At 64.8% G+C, this 13,850-nt stretch carries 11 protein-coding genes and 1 other RNA gene; 3 read left to right on the top strand and 9 right to left on the bottom strand.

The annotated features are described in order from the left end of the window. Positions 1–71: 71 nt before the first annotated feature. Positions 72–2,756: a transglycosylase domain-containing protein gene (locus BN1969_RS05655; protein ID WP_050623411.1), complete on the bottom strand. Its 2,685-nt coding sequence runs from the start codon at positions 2,754–2,756 to the stop codon at positions 72–74. Between the two features lie 251 nt (positions 2,757–3,007). Here BN1969_RS05655 and BN1969_RS05650 point away from each other — a divergent pair, with 251 nt between their 5' ends. From BN1969_RS05650 to BN1969_RS05645, 3 genes are all read left to right on the top strand, one after another. Then, a complete protein-coding gene (locus tag BN1969_RS05650; protein WP_050623410.1) occupies positions 3,008–3,325 on the top strand; it encodes a DUF1292 domain-containing protein in 318 nt (105 codons plus the stop codon). Positions 3,326–3,333: 8 nt separating this feature from the next. Beyond that, a non-coding RNA gene (ssrS, locus tag BN1969_RS16980) (6S RNA) lies at positions 3,334–3,531 on the top strand. Between the two features lie 214 nt (positions 3,532–3,745). Beyond that, the gene (locus BN1969_RS05645) at positions 3,746–5,308 is read left to right on the top strand and encodes a peptidylprolyl isomerase (protein ID WP_050623409.1); all 1,563 of its coding nucleotides are present in this window, start codon (positions 3,746–3,748) and stop codon (positions 5,306–5,308) included. A gap of 59 nt (positions 5,309–5,367) precedes the next feature. On the opposite strand, the gene BN1969_RS05640 is transcribed toward BN1969_RS05645, so the two are convergent. The 8 genes from BN1969_RS05640 to BN1969_RS05610 form a co-directional block, all read right to left on the bottom strand. Continuing rightward, entirely contained in the window at positions 5,368–6,330 is a 963-nt protein-coding gene (locus BN1969_RS05640) for a glycoside hydrolase family 25 protein (protein ID WP_050623408.1), read from the bottom strand. A 171-nt stretch (positions 6,331–6,501) separates the two neighbouring features. After that, positions 6,502–7,578 carry an alpha/beta fold hydrolase gene (locus BN1969_RS05635; RefSeq protein WP_050623407.1) on the bottom strand — a complete coding sequence of 359 codons (1,077 nt, stop codon included), beginning with the start codon at positions 7,576–7,578 and terminating at the stop codon, positions 6,502–6,504. Between the two features lie 147 nt (positions 7,579–7,725). Next, entirely contained in the window at positions 7,726–8,640 is a 915-nt protein-coding gene (locus tag BN1969_RS19045) for a cobalamin-dependent protein (protein WP_419185501.1), read from the bottom strand. Next, entirely contained in the window at positions 8,637–10,088 is a 1,452-nt protein-coding gene (locus BN1969_RS19040) for a homocysteine S-methyltransferase family protein (protein WP_423243657.1), read from the bottom strand. The genes BN1969_RS19045 and BN1969_RS19040 overlap by 4 nt, the downstream gene beginning before the upstream one ends. 73 nt (positions 10,089–10,161) lie before the next feature. Further along, positions 10,162–10,839 (bottom strand): hypothetical protein, encoded by a 678-nt coding sequence (locus BN1969_RS05625; RefSeq protein ID WP_050623406.1) that lies wholly within the window; start codon positions 10,837–10,839, stop codon positions 10,162–10,164. Between the two features lie 5 nt (positions 10,840–10,844). Next, the gene (gene metF / locus BN1969_RS05620) at positions 10,845–11,711 is read right to left on the bottom strand and encodes a methylenetetrahydrofolate reductase [NAD(P)H] (protein WP_050623405.1); all 867 of its coding nucleotides are present in this window, start codon (positions 11,709–11,711) and stop codon (positions 10,845–10,847) included. Positions 11,712–11,743: 32 nt separating this feature from the next. Next, complete coding sequence (locus BN1969_RS05615; protein WP_050623404.1) at positions 11,744–12,259, bottom strand: hypothetical protein; 516 nt, start codon at positions 12,257–12,259, stop codon at positions 11,744–11,746. Positions 12,260–12,277: 18 nt separating this feature from the next. Beyond that, positions 12,278–13,850 (bottom strand): gamma-glutamyltransferase family protein (locus tag BN1969_RS05610; protein WP_050623403.1); only part of this gene is annotated, 1,573 nt, incomplete at its 5' end.

Raw genomic sequence — 13,850 nt, 5'->3', positions numbered from 1 at the left:
TATGGGAGCCGCTCTGTTTGCAGAACGAAAAACGGGCCCGCGGAGCGATGCTCCGCGGGCCCGTTTTTTGTTCAATATCCGTAGGGCCTCCCTGTCTCCGGGTTGATGATGGGGTCCGTCCCGCTGGGGTCCTCCGTCTCTCCGCCCTGAGGCGCGTCCGGGTCCTCCTGTCCAGGGTCGGCGGCACCCCCGCCGCCCTGCCCTGTGGGGTCCAGGGGGTTTGTGTTGGGATTCCACGGATCGCTGGGGTCCCATGGCTGGTTGGGATCAAAGGGCAGATCCGGGTCGGGCTGGGCCGTGGTGTGGACCGTGCAGGGCCCGGCCTCCTGGGTCACACCCAGAAAATACTTGGCGTCCTCTGCGCTGGCGCCTCCCACGTCCTCCCGCTGGTAGCCCAGCAGGCTCACTTCCTGCCGGCTCTCTTCCGGGCAGAACTCCCCGGCCAGGTGGTACAGACCGGTCTCCTCGCCGTTTCCATCCAGGATGGGGCAGTCCAGGCATACTGTAACAGTGGTCTCCGCCGTGTGGCTGGTGCAGAATTCGGTCGGCGCATCGCCCTGGAAGACGGTTCCTCTGGCTGTACGGTCCCCCCGCGGGTCCATCCGGCAGTAATCGGTGGCCAGCAGGCCGCTGTCCAGGCAGTAGGTGACGGTGGTCAGCCCGGCGGGCTCAGAGAACTTCCGGTCTTCCAGCCCCTCGTGGACACCGGACATGACCAGAGTCCACATCTTCAGGGCCGGGTTCCCGGAGGCAGGCACCCGCTCGTTTTGCTCAAAGCCCACCCAGACCGCCGCGGTGTAGTAGGGGGTGTAGCCCACGAACCAGCGGTCGTACTTGTCATCGGTAGTACCGGTCTTGCCGGCGATGGCCATGCCGCTGTCAAAGTTGCCCGACGTATTGACCCGGGTGACCACTTCCCGCAGGATGGAGTTGACATAGTAGGCGGTCTCCGACTTGAGCACGGCCTCGGACTCAGGCTGGTTTTCCAGCAGTACGGTCTCCACGCCGTCCACCTCCCGGGTCACCTTGGTGTAGGTGCGGGACTTCTGATAGAGGCCGCCGTTGGGGAACACCGCGAAAGCCTCCGCCATGTCCCGGGTGTTGACGCCGTAGGTCAGGCCGCCCATGGAAAGGGGGGCCACCCCGATGTCGCTCTTCATCTGGCCGCCTATCTCCACACCATCCTCCAAATCGAGGTGGAAGTGCTCCTCCACAAAGTTGAAGCTGTTCTCCGGGGTGACCAAGTCGGCCAGCACCCGCACGGACACGGTGTTATAGGAGTTGGACAGGGCCTGACGCACGGTGACCAGTCCCCGGTAGCGGCCGTCCACGTTCACCGGCCAGGGCCGGCCGCCCATCACCTCGTGGGGATAGTCATCCAGCACGGAGATGGGGCTGATGAGGCCCATCTCAAAGGCGGGGGCGTACACCGACAGAGGCTTGATGGAGGAGCCGGGCTGACGCTTGCTGTCGGTGGCGAAGTTCATCCACAGGTTGCCCGTCTTCTCCCCCACCCGGCCGGCGATGCCCACTAGGTTGCCCGTCTCGTTGTCGATGACGGTGATGGCGGACTGGAGCTGCTGACCGCTGCTGGAAGTGTAGTCCAGGTTGGTGCGGTCGCTGTATATCTGCTCCACCTGGGCCTGGACATCCGGGTCCACACAGGTATAGATAGACAGGCCGCCTCTGGTCAGCAGCAGGGAGACCGCCTCATCGCTGTATCCGTACTGGGCCTTCAGGTCGTCCTTCACATCGGAGATGACCTGCTCCTCATACCAGGAGTAGATGGTAGAGGGAGTGGACTCCCCCGCCGCCCGGTCGAAGACCAGCTCCTGGGCCACGGCCTCATCATACTCCTCCTGAGTGATATAGCCCTGGTCCAGCATGCTCCACAGCACCAGTTCCTGACGCTCCTTGTTCTTGTCCCGGGCAGTCTTCTGCTCCCCGGTCTCCGAGTTGGTGAAGACAGCATCGGAGTAAGGGCCATAGATGGTGGGGTTATTGGTGATGGAGATCAGGCTGGCGCACTCCGCCAGGGTGAGCTCCTGCACGGGCTTGCCAAAGTAGTTCATGGCCGCCGCCCCTACACCCCGACAGCGGTCCCCCAGCCAGATGAAGTTGAGGTACCACTCCAGAGTGGTCTCTTTGGTGTAGTCCTTGTCGAACTGGAGGGCTCGGAAGATCTCGATGACCTTCCGCTTGACGGTGACATCGTCGTACTGGGTCAGGTTTTTGATGAGCTGCTGGGTGATGGTGGAGCCGCCCTGGATATCCTGACCAGTGAACATGTAGAGGATGGCCGCAGCGGTGCGTTTCCAGTCCACACCGTTGTGCTCCCAGAACCGCCGGTCCTCGATGGCCACGGTGGCGTTGATCAGGTCTTCGGGGATGTCCTCATAGTTCACCCACTCGGCGTTCTCCTCTGCCGCCAGAGTGACCAGCTCCCGGTAGTTCCCGGTGTCCTGGTCCATGTAGTACATCACGCTGTTTTCTCCCACCGCGAACTGGCTCAGGTCCACGGCTCCGGCCTCCGGGATGATGACCGTCTTGATATAGACAGCGGCGAAGCAGCACAGGATTGCCCCCGTACACAGCCCCACAAGCAGCAGGGTGCCCAGCACCTGAAGGATGCGCCTGCCCACATGGCCGCCGCTCTCCTTCCGCTTCTTCTTTTTTCCGGGCTTGCGGGGGGCGTAATCCCGCTCCCCGTAATCGTTGTTCTCGTTATATAAACGACTGTTCTGTTCTTCTGACACGTTACTTCCTCCGTTGGGGACAGGCCCCCGGGCAGTTGATAGATCCTCCGCTCCGGCAGCCGCCCCGGACGGGGCGGGACACCGGATATCTAGCATATTATATCATAATATTCCCGTTTGTCCACCTTTATGATTTCCACCGGGCAAAAGGTCGCTTTTCTCCCCTGTGAAAATTTGGGGCCTCCGGGCCTTGCTTTTTTCTTCAAGTCGGGGTACAATAGGTCCAGAACAAAACAGCAGGAGGGATCTCCATGAGTGAAGAATTCGGCCCTGACTTTATTACCGTCACCGACGAGGACGGCAATGACTTCGAGCTGGAGCACCTGGACACCCTGGAGTACAACAACGAAGTCTACATGGCCTTTTTCCCCGCCGTCTCAGAGGATGCCCAGGAGGGCGAGCCCGCTGACATCGACCTGGATGACGAGGAGTACGGCCTGATCATCATGAAGGTGGTGGAGGAGGACGGCGAGGAGCTGCTGTCCACCCTGGACAGCGATGAAGAGCTGGACCTGATCTACAACCAGTTTATGGAACGTCTCTTTGCGGACGAAGAGATGGAGGATTGACCGAACTGGATCTCCTGCTCGGTGCGTGATGGGCTCTTTTAAACCCACATTTCTAAAACGGGACACCCCCTCACAGCGTGGCTTGCAGGCCTCCCGGCTGCCCCTGCGGCATGCTGGAAGTTGGAAGCAGTAAAGCGCTGTGGAGGTGACCCACCTGCCAGTCGTGCAGGTTTTAAACGGGCCCACACGGCCAGAGCGGGGTATAAATGATCCATTTGGAACTGGGGCCGCGGCTTTGCCGCGGCTCTTTTTTACGCCTGCTCCCTCCCCGGAAACATGAATAAAATGTAAAAGCTGCCCCCGCCCAGAGGAAAACCCGCTTCTCCTCTTGAAAGTTGGGGTCATTTCTTATATAATATCAAGAAATGTGCGGTCGTGAACCACGCGCATTGCCAACTGAACGAGAGGACTGAACAAACTGTGAGTGCATCCCGAGAGAAGAAGACCCGCCAGGACCCGAGCGGTCAGGGTCTCAGTGAAAAGAAGCTCAAGCAGCAGCAGGAGGAGCGTCAGACCCATGTCCACCACATCGTCTACACGGTGCTTGCCGTTCTGGTGGTCCTGTTCGGCGTCGGCCTTCTGATCTGGAACAGCAATTTCTTCCAGAGCCGCGCCGCCGCCGTCACCATCGATGGGCAGGACTACACCGCCGCCGATGTGCAGTACTACTACAACGGCGCCCTTCAGCAGGAGATCTACAACAGCTACAGCGGCGCCAGCACCATGGACTACACCCTCGATCCCGAGGACCAGATCTACGACGAGTCCACCGGCGAGACCTGGCGCGACCATCTGCTGGACGTGGCCATCCAGACCCTGACTCAGCAGGCGGCCATTGCCAACGAGGCCCAGGCCAGCGGATACACCATGTCCGCCCAGGCCCAGGAGAGCCTGCAGAACACCCTGGACTCCATTCAGGCCGGCACCATCACCTCCGGCTACGGCAGCAAGGACGCCTATGTCCGCGCCAACTACGGCCCCACCATGAGCTATGACAAATTCGTCCAGATCATGGAGCGCTACTATCTGGCCGCTGACTACGCCCAGAGCCAGGTGGACTCCTACACCTACGACGACAGCCAGCTGGATGCCTACTATGAGGAGCACGCCGACGAGCTGGACACCTTCACTCTGTCCCAGTTCGTTTTCCAGGCCCGAGTGAACACCGTGGACGACGAGGGCAACACCATTGAAATGACCGATGAGGAGAAGGCCGCCGCCCTGGAGGAGGAGAAGGCCGCCGTTAAGGAGCAGGCCGAGGCGCTCCAGGCCCGCCTGGAGGCCGGGGAGGACCCGGAGGCCCTGGCGGAGGAGTTCAGTGACTCCCTTTACTCCTCCGAGGTGGCGCTGGAACAGATGGGCTCCACCGTCAATTCGGAATACAGCGAGTGGGCCTATGACAGCGCCCGCCGGCCCGGCGACATCACCTTGGTGGAGTATGCCGGCGGCAGCAGCGAGAGCTATAACTACTGCGTAGCCCTCTTCCACGACCGTGTACGGGATGACGCCCCCACCGCCGATGTGCGCCACATCCTGATCGGCGCCGCCGACGCCAACATCACCCCCACCGAAGAGCAGTATGAGCAGGCAAAGGCCAAGGCGGAGGAACTGCTGGCCCAGTGGGAGGCCGGCGATGCCACTGAGGACTCCTTTGCCCAGCTGGCCCAGGAGAACAGCGCTGACACCAGCTCTGCTTCCAACGGCGGGCTGCTCCAGTATGTCTCTCCTTACTCCGGCTATGTGGACACCTTTACCCAGTGGTCCCTGGACCCCAGCCGCCAGCCCGGAGACACCGGCATCATCCAGAACACCGGCAGTTCCGTCAAGGGTTATCATATCATGTACTTTGCAGGCTGGGACGACCCCGTCTGGGCCGTCAGCGCCAAAAACGCCCTGAACAACGAGCAGTACAGCCAGTGGGCCGAAAAACTGGCCAGTGCCTGCACTGTCACCCGGGGCAGCGGTCTGAAATATGTGGAGTGATCCTCCCAATCAATACGAGCGGCGCCCGGTGCTTCAAGCACCGGGCGCCGTCTCTTTCTCTATTCTTCCCCATGCTGAGGCTTTTCGTCAAACTCCCGGAAGGCCAGATTCATGTCCACATTTCCCTCGATCCCGGGCACCGAGGCGGTGTGGGTGTACTGCCACAGGTCGAAGTGGTAGAAGAAGCTGGGGCGGGCGTTATACTCCGCCAGCCAGAAGGTATAGTCGGTGAGCCGATCCAGCTGGTAGGACAGATAACCCAGGTCCTGGTTAAAGTAGACCACCGGGTGGTAGCCCGCCTCCCGGATCATATCACAGAAGGCCCCGGCGCAGCGTGTGATGGCCTCCGGCTCCATGCCGTCCGTCCGGGCGGTGTCCCCGGCAATGAACTCCCAGTCAAAGGCCACGGGGTAGGTCACATCGTACCCCTGAATGGCGTCCAGGACGTACTGCGCCTCCTCCTCCGCCTCCCAGACGCTGACGGCCTGGGAGAAAAAATAGACCCCCACCTCCAGGCCAGCGTCCAGCGCCCCCCGGAGGTTCTGCTCAAAATTCTTGTCCGGCATGATGACCCCCTGGGAGTATCCCCGGTACCCCAGCCGGATCATGGCAAATTCCACTCCCGAATCCGCTACCTGCTGCCAGTCGATCTCCCCCTGATAAGCGGACACATCGATGCCGATGGCCGCCTGCTTTCCATCCTGCTCATAGGTGAGCCAGCCCCGATCATTGACGGAGAAGCCGTCTGACACATAGCTGTTCACCGCCACCCCTTCCAGGACGGGGAGCTCCCGGTCCCGGTAGGAGATGGTAGGGGACTCTGCTCTCTCCCCTGGCTCCTGTGGGTCATCCTCCCCCGGCGGCAGTGTCCGATACAGCGCCAGACAGGCCACCGCCAGGGCGAAGACCGCCAGCACCAGGGCCAGCTTCCCCACCCAGCCCCCGCTCCGGCGGGGCGGCTCCACCCGGGACGGGCGCCGCTCCTCCTCCCGCTCCTCCAATGGGATCAAGGTCTCTGCCATAATGAACTCCTTTCCGGCTCCGCACGCGGATTCGACTTTTTTCTGTTCCGATTATAGCAGACGGGACAGGAGGGCACAAGGGGCTTTCCCTTTCAGCCGCGGGCTCCTCCTCCGGGCCCCGGAGTCCGGAAAAAAGCGGGAGCCGGAGAGGCCCGCTCTCCGGCTCCTGTTCTATCGTCCCAGCCCCTGGCACAGCTCAAAGAGATCGGTGAGGGCGGGGGGCAGTTCCCCGGTGGCCAGATACTGCTCAAAGCCCAGGGCGTGTCCTGCGTCAGGGTAGATGTGGACGGCGAGGTTGTCCTTCCCCAGCCTCCGGAAGGTCTCCTGGATGGCCAGGGCGTCCTCCGCAGGGGTGTTGGCGTCCCACCTCCCCTGGAGGATATGGATGGGCAGGTCCAGACGGGGCAGGGTCTCCCGGTTGGGGGGAAACCTCCGGTGGCCCCGGAACCAGTTGGTGGTGAGGGGGACTGGGTAGTGTTCCCAAAGCCACTCGTCGTCCCCCGCCTCGATGGCCCGGAAGATCTCCGCCCGGCTCCCGGCATACACCGCCTCCAGGTCCGCCGGGGTGATCCGGCCGTCCCCGTCCAGGTCCAGCCCGGAGAAGGTCGCCTCCAGGGCCTCCCGCACCGCTCCCGGCCCCGTCTCAAACTCCTCCCGGGAGATGCTCCCATCTCCGTCGGCGTCAAAATACTGGCAGAGCATGGTGTACAGCCCCAGCCCCCGCTGCTGCCAGTCCAGGGCCTCCTCCATGGTCCCGTTGGCGTAGCCCGCCAGCAGCAGTCCGGCCAGGGGTACCGCTCCCCCTGCAGCCACAGCCGGAGCGATCATGGTCCCCTCGCTCCACCCCAGCAGCAGGAGCTCCGCCCCAGCACAGCGGGGGTGGGCCTGAAGGAGGGCGGTCCAGTCCTCCAGGTCGGCCACACAGGTCTGAGGGGTGTAGGAGCGGTAGACTGCCCGGTCCACTCGGCAGTAGAGTGGACCCTGATCCCCATCGGTGCACCCGCGGGTGCTGTAACAGAAGAAGCCCAGTCCCCGGCCGGCAAGCTCCTCCCCAAAGAAGCCGCAGAAGCTGTACGTAGTCCCGTCTCCCCGGTCCCGGAAGGTGTTGCAGGTCTGGGGGCCGGAGCCGTTGACCTGGACCACCAGCCGGGAGACGACGCCATCCCGGGGCAGATACAGCTTTCCCTCCAGTTCCTGCCCGTCCCGGGCCCGGAGCCTCATGTCCTCTGTGACAATGTGTGGTTTCATGGCCTTCGCCTCCTCTCTGTCCGGAGGATAGCAGATCCCTGGCTCACACGCAAGGGGATGGGAGCTGTCAGGCCTTTTTCCGCCGGTAAGCGGCACAGAAAGGCCGGGAGGACGGCTTGACAGCCCCTCCCGGCCCCATTGCGGTCGTTACCCGATGACCCGCTTAGCGATGTCCACGCTCTCCTTGGCATCCCGGGCGTAGAAGTCCGCCTGGATCTGGGACGCATACTCCGGGGTGAGCACCGCCCCCCCCACCATGATCTTACAGGGCAGGCCCTCCAGATGGAGCAGGGTGATGGTGTCCGCCATGCTCTTCAGGGTGGTGGTCATCAGGGCGGACAGCCCCACCAGAGGGGCCCGGTGCTTCCGCACCGCCTCCGCCACGGCGGCTGGGTCCACGTCCTTCCCCAGGTCCACCACGGTGTAGCCGTAGTTTTCCAGCAGCACCTTGACGATGTTCTTGCCGATGTCGTGGATGTCCCCTTTCACGGTGGCCAGCACGATGGTCCCCCGGTCCTCCCCCTGGCCCGGCTGGCCGGACAGGCGTTCCCGGATGACCTCGAAGGCGGCCTGGGCCGCCCCTGCAGACTGGATCAGCTGGGGCAGGAACACCTTTCCCGCCTCGAAGGCCGCCCCTACTCGGTCCAGGGCGGGGATGAGGACGTTGTCCACCACGTCCAGGGGGGCCCGACTCTCCAGCAGGGCCCGGGTGGCCTCCCCCGCCTCCCCCTTCAGGCCGGCCTCCACGATCTCCTCCAGGCCCCGCTTTTCCCCCGCTGCGGGGGCGGCGGTCATCCCGGCCGCGCTGGTGATAGAGGTGGAGACGGTGGCGTTCCCGTAAGCGGCGATGAATTCCCGGGCGTCGGTGTCGATGTTCATCAGCAGGTGGTAGCACCGCACTGCCGCCATCATGGCGTCTACATTGGGGTTGAGGATGGGCAGGTCCAGGCCGGCGGCCATGGCCATGGTAAGGAAATTCTGGTTGATCAGGGGCCGGGCGGGCAGTCCAAAGGAGATGTTGGACACCCCAAGCACCGTCTTCAGGCCCAGCTCTCCCTTCACCCGCCGCAGGCCCTCCANCCCCCCCCAACCCCCGCCGCCGCCCCCGCCCCCCCCTCCCCCCGCCGCAGGCCCTCCAGGGTCTGGGCGGCAGCCTCCTGCTCAGCGGAGACGGTGAGGGTCAGGCAGTCGATGTACACATCCTCCCGCCGGATGCCATAGGACAGGGCCCGGTCCAGGATACGGCGGGCCACCGAGAGCCGGGCGTCTACCGTCTTTGGGATGCCGGTGTGGTCAAGGGTCAAGCCCACCACCGCAGCGCCGTACTTCTTCACCAGGGGGAGGATGGCGTTCAGGGTCTCCTCGTCCCCGTTCACCGAGTTGACAATGGCCTTGCCGCAGTAGACCCGCAGGGCTCCCTCCAGCACCCGGGGGTCGGTGGAGTCCAACTGGAGGGGGGCGTCGGTGACCCCCTGGAGGGCCTTCACCGTGCGCACCATCATCTCCGCCTCGTCGATCTCGGGCAGACCCACGTTCACATCCAGGATGTCGGCCCCCGCCTCGGTCTGGGCCAGGGCCTGGTTCAGCATGTAGTCCACATCCCCCCGGCGCAGGGCCTCTTTCATCAGCTTTTTGCCGGTGGGATTGATCCGCTCCCCGATGACCCGCACCCGGTCGATGGGCACGGTGCGGGTGCCGCTGCACACCGCCGCGGGCACCTGCCGGGGCACCTGGACGATGGTGCGGCCCGCCAGTTTCTCCCGCAGCAGTGCGATATACTCCGGCGTAGTGCCGCAGCAGCCGCCGTACAGCTTAACGCCCAGCCCGGTCAGCTCTGCCATGCTCCCGGCAAACTCCTCCGCCGTAATGTCATACCCCGCGCCCCCTGGGTCGGGCAGGCCCGCATTGGGCTTGATGGCGATAGGCAGGGTGGACCACCGGGTCAGCTCCCGCACCAGCGGGGGCATCTCCCGGGGGCCCAGGGAGCAGTTCACTCCGATGGCATCTGCCCCCATCCCCTCCAGGGTCAGGGCCGCAGAGGCCGGGTCGCAGCCCAGGAAGGTGCGGCCCCGCTCCTCATAGGTCATGGTGACGATGACGGGCAGGCTGCTGTTCTCCTTAGCGGCCAGCAGGGCGGCCCGGGCCTCCTGGAGGTCGGTCATGGTCTCGATCAGGATCAGGTCCGCCCCGGCCTGGACACCGGTGCGCACCGTCTGGGCAAAGATATCCACCGCCTCCTCAAAGCGGAGGGTGCCAGTGGGCTCCAGCAGCTGGCCGGTGGGCCCCACGTCCAGGGCCACTAAGGCCCTCCCCCTGGCCGCCCGGCGGGCGATCTCCACTGAGGGAGGGACCACCTCCTCCACGGTGCGGCCGGTGCGGCCGAGCTTCTCCCGGTTGGCGCCGAAGGTGTTGGCGCACAGGATCTGGGCCCCCGCCTCCACATAGGCCCGGTGGATGTCCTCCAGCCAGTCCGGGTGTTCCAGGGCGGCCAGCTCGGGCCACTCCCCCATGGACAGGCCCCTGGCCTGCAGCATGGTGCCCATGCCGCCGTCCAGCAGGACGGGGCCCGGCGTATTCAGCAATTCACGAAATTCCACAGTGTCCACCTGACTTTCGATACTGGCAGCTCTCCCGGGCGGGACAGCCCAGACAGCTGCGCACAGTTGGTTGGATGGGTCCGTCGGCCGCCCCCAAGATAGCGGTCACCGACTTGCGGGGGGTGAGGATGTGGCTGGCGCTGGCGCACAGCCCCACCCGCCGTGGGGCGTCCAGCAGGTCCAGCAGGGGGTTCTGGAGCTCCAGGGGCAGGTCCCCATACCCTGGGCTGTACCGGAAAGGGAAGGAGCAGCCGGGGAAGTGCCCCTGGAGCTCCAGTTCGATCTGGTCGCACATCTGCTCCACCGCGGCGGCGGCGGAGCAGTCCAGGGCCAGGGCCCGCAGCATGTCCCCGCTCTCCCAGCGGCGGATCAGGGCGTCCACCTGGGCGGACAGGGTGGCGCAGAACACCGCCGCCCGGCCGCACCCCCTCAGGTGGCGCTTCAGGTCCTGCCCCGGCAGCAGCAGGCCGCAGGACAGACGCACCCCACCCTCCTCCTCCGCGATGTCAAAGGCCCTCCAGGCCCAGCGGGGCCGGGCGGCGGCGCATACGGCCCGCCCGCACTCCTCCACCAGGGCCCGCAGTTCCGGCCCGGCCTGGCTGGGCGGGGTCCCCATGTAGCGGAGCACCTCGTCCAGGTCCAGCTCCCCCAGGGCGATTGGCATGGCGCTCACACCCGCCGGATGGCGGAGACGCTGTCGCTGATCTGCCTGGCCACCGCAGGGTTGTTCATGGTGTAAAGGTGGATGCCGTCCACCCCGGCGGCCACCAGGTCGGAGATCTGGTCGATGGCATAGGCGATGCCCGCCTCCCGCAGGGCCTCCGGGTGGTCGCCGTACCGGGCCAGGATGCGGGAGAGCTTCCGGGGGATGGAAGCCCCGCACAGGGATACCATCCGCTCGATGGACTTCTGGTTCAGCACGGGCATGATGCCCGCCTCGATGGGCACCGTGATGCCCGCGATGCGGGCCCGCTCCAGGAAGCGGAGGAAGTCCTCGTTATCAAAGAAGAGCTGACTCACCAGATGCTGGGCGCCGGCGTCCACCTTCTGCTTGAGGTAGCGCAGGTCGCTTACCGCGTCGGGGCTCTCCGGGTGCCCCTCAGGGTAACAGGCGGCGGACACACCGAAGTCCCCCCGCCGGCGGATGAAGGCCACCAGCTCGTCGGCGTGGAGGAACTCCGTCTTTGGGGGATAGTCCGGGTTCCGGTCCCCCCGCAGGGCCAGCACGTTCTCTACGCCGTCTGCCTTCAGGTCATAGAGCAGCTCGGTCACCTCCCCCCTGGTGGCGGTAATGCAGGTCAGGTGGGCCATGGCGGGGATGTGGTACTGCTTCTGGATGATGGCCGCGATCTCCCGGGTGGACTGGTTCACCTGGGAGCCACCGGCTCCGAAGGTAACGCTGATAAAGTCGGGTTTAATATCCTTCAGCCCGTCCAGGGTCTGATAGATAGTGTCCACGGGGCTGTCCTTCTTGGGGGGAAACACCTCACAGGAAAAGACGGTCTTCCCCTTTCCGAATAATTCTGCTATTTTCATGGCTGCTGCCTCCTTGATCAAAATTGAGATTTTCAGGGATGGACCATACACAAGGTCCCCTCCTGGGGCATTCGGTCATCCCACTCGTAGGTGACCAGGTACTCCGTTCCCGGCTGAAGGAGCTCCCATGCCAGCTGGGGGCACCACAGTGTGATCTCATACCCCTCCGGATGCCGGATCACCGCCTGCAGCCCCTGCGCCGGCACAAGGACCGTCTCTGTGACCTGGGCCAGAACGGTGGCGGTGGAGCGGTGGGAGCGCTCGATCAGATAGCCCCACTGCACCGCCAGCAGGGCAGCCAGGACCCCACAGAACGCCAGCTCCCGGCGCAGTGTCTTTCCCCGGGCCCCTTTCACCAGCGTAATGGCCAGCCAGACCACGGTGGCCAGGGCAGACACATAGGGGAGCATAGACAACAGCTCATGGGCCCCATAGCCGATCACCTCATAGATAGCGTATCGGGAACAGACCGCATCAAACAGGTAGGCCACCCACAGCAGGGCGCCGGAGAGGAGAATAATGATCCGGATCAGGCCGCGCTCTTTCACAAGATCTCTCCTCTCTCTTCACCAGGCCGCTACCGTGCCGTCGCACCGGGGCTCGGTGCCGCCGGCCAGGGTGCCGTCCTCCATCCGCCAGATGATCTGCCCCCGTCCCATGTCCAGGTTGGAGTTGCAGATCTCCACCTGGTGGCCCATCTCCGCCAGGCGCAGGCCGATGTGGGCGGGCACCTCCCGCTCCAGCTGGATGCGCTTCCCACCGGTCCACTGCATCCGGGGAGCGTCCAGGCACTCCTGGGGGTTCATGTGGTAATCCACCGTGTTCACCACCACCTGCACGTGGCCCTGGGGCTGCATGAAGGCCCCCATCACGCCGAAAGGACCCACCGCCGTCCCTTCCTTCATCAGGAAGCCGGGGATGATGGTGTGGTAAGACTTCTTGCCGCCGGCCAGGCAGTTATCGCTGCCCTCATCCAGGGAGAAGTTGGCCCCCCGGTTCTGGAGGCAGATACCGGTGCCCGGGATGCGGATGCCCGCACCGAAGGTGGTGTAGTTGCTCTGGATGAAGGAGACCATGTTGCCCTGGGGGTCCGCGGTGCACAGGTAGATGGTTCCGCCGCAGGAGGGGTCCCCCGCCTGTGGCAGCAGGGCCCGTTCTCCGATCAGGGCCCGCCGCCGGGCAGCATAGTCCTCCGAGAGCAGGTCGGCCACCCGGGTCCGCATGTACCGGGGGTCCGCCACATAGGTCCTGGTGTCCGCGAAAGCCAGCTTGATGGCCTCCAAAATCTTATGGTAGGTGTCGGCGCTGTCCCGCTCCTGGGAGAGGGGCAGGCCCTTCAGGATATTCAGCGCCATCAGCACGGTGATCCCATGGCCGTTGGGCGGGATCTCGCACACGGTGTAGCCCTTGTAGTCCGCGGTGATGGGCTCCACCCACTCCGGGCGGTAGTCCTGGAGATCCCGCTCCTGGAAAAAGCCCCCCGTCTCCCGGCTGAAGGAGACCATCCGCTCCATCAGGCTCCCCCGGTAGAAGCTCTCACAGCTGGTGGCTGCCAGCTCCTCCAGAGTGTCAGCGTACTCCGGCCAGCGGAAGATCTCTCCCGCCCGGTATGGGGTGCCGTCCGCCTTCATCATCCGCTCCCACCAGGGGCGGTGGGGGGCCGGGTCCCGCTCCATAGCCCGGCCGATACGGGGGCCGTCCAGTGCCCACTGGACCGCCACGTTCACCGGCACAGCCACCCCCTCCCGGGCGTAGGAGGCCGCGGGGGCGAACAGCTCTTCAAGGGGGCGGGTCCCGAAGCGCCGGTTGAGCTCTGCCCATCCCCCGGGGGCGCCGGGCACCATGGTGGGCAGCCAGCCCTCTTTAGGCATCTCCCCGAAGCCCCGCTCCCGCACCAGGGCGGCGGACAGAGCTGCTGGGGACACGCCGCTGGCGTTCAGGCCGTACAGCTTTTTCTCCCGCTCCACCCAAACCAGGGCGAAGCAGTCCCCCCCGATGCCGTTTCCTGTGGGCTCCAGCAGGGGCATGGCGGCGGCCATGGCCACCGCCGCATCCACGGCATTTCCCCCGGCCTTCATCACATCCAGGCCGACCTGGGCCCCCAGGGGGACGGAGGTACAGGCCATGGCCCGGCGGGCG

The organism is Clostridium phoceensis, assembly GCF_001244495.1.
GTDB lineage: Bacteria > Bacillota > Clostridia > Oscillospirales > Oscillospiraceae > Lawsonibacter > Lawsonibacter asaccharolyticus.
This window is presented reverse-complemented; position numbering and strand designations above follow the sequence as displayed.